The 1,178-nt window shown below is 75.8% G+C and carries 1 protein-coding gene and 1 pseudogene; one reads left to right on the forward strand and one right to left on the reverse strand.

Annotated elements, in window-relative coordinates:
• Nucleotides 1-283: pseudogene (locus H5J33_RS35960) on the forward strand (NDP-sugar synthase); the annotation flags it as partial.
• Between the two features lie 156 nt (nucleotides 284-439).
• On the opposite strand, the gene H5J33_RS35965 reads toward H5J33_RS35960, so the two are convergent.
• Nucleotides 440-1,178, reverse strand: a 739-nt coding sequence (locus H5J33_RS35965; protein ID WP_181798840.1) for a DNA-3-methyladenine glycosylase, incomplete at its 5' end; no start/stop codon positions are given.

Consider the following 1,178-nt stretch of genomic DNA (forward strand, 5'->3'; position numbering starts at 1 on the left):
GGTGACCGGCGGCACGGTGGTGGGCGAGGGCGCGTTCGTGGCCGAGGGGGCGCGGATCTCCGGCTCCACCATCCTGCCCGGCGCCGTCATCGAGCCGGGCGCCGTCGTCACCGACTCCCTCATCGGCACCCGCGCCCGCGTCGGCGAACGCTCCGTCCTCACCGGTACGGTCATCGGCGACGGCGCGGTCGTGGGCGCCGACAACGAACTCCGCGAGGGCGTACGGGTGTGGTGCGACGCCCGCATCCCCGCGGGGGCGCTCCGCTTCTCTTCCGATCAGTAGCTCCCGTTCGCTCGCCTGGCGCACCGCCATGGGGGCTCCGCCCCGGGGAAGGGGAGGGGCACCTGCCCGTCGGCGCGGGTAAGCGATCCCACCCCCCAGCGGCAACCCTCACTTTCCGGCGCCGGTAGGCAATCCGCGGCCGCGGCCCGGTGGGCCTCACAGCAAGCCGATGTCCACCCGGGGCATCTTCGGCTTGCGTCTGGCCGGTACGTGGCCGCTCAGGAGGATCAGCCGGGCCGCCCGGTGCCGCTGGCCGGTGTACGGCTGGAGCAGGCGCAGCATCTCCGCGTCGTCGGCGTCGCGGTCGCCCGCCAGTGCCCACCCCACGATCCCGGGCAGATGCAGATCCCCGACGGTCACCTCGTCCGCCGCCCCATGACTGCGCTGCACCACTTCCGTCGACGTCCACGGCCCGACGCCCGGTACGACCTCCAGCCGCGCCCGGGCCTGGTCCGCCGGCATCCCCGCCGCCTGCTCCAGCCGCGCGGCGACCCGTACGGCCCGCAGGATCGTGGACGCCCGCTTGTCGTCCACGCCCGCCCGGTGCCACTCCCAGGAGGGGATCAGAGCCCAGGTCCGCGGCGCGGGCATCACGGACATCGGCCGTTCGCCCGCCCCCGCGGGCCCCGGCGCCGGCTCCCCGAACCGCCGTACCAGCAGCCGCCACGCCCGGTACGCCTCGTCGGTCGTGACCTTCTGCTCCAGCACGGACGGGATCAACGACTCCAGCACCAGCCCGGTCCGGGTCAGCCGGAGCCCCGGCCGCCGGTGCCGGGCCAGCGCCACCACCCGGTGCCGGGGCACGAACGCCCCGGGATCGTCGGCGGCACCGAGCAGCTCCGGCAACTGCTCCAGCAGCCACCCGGCCCCCGGCCCCCACGCCTCGCCGAGCACC

It is taken from the genome of Streptomyces sp. WELS2, from assembly GCF_013870595.1.
Taxonomy (GTDB): domain Bacteria; phylum Actinomycetota; class Actinomycetes; order Streptomycetales; family Streptomycetaceae; genus Streptomyces.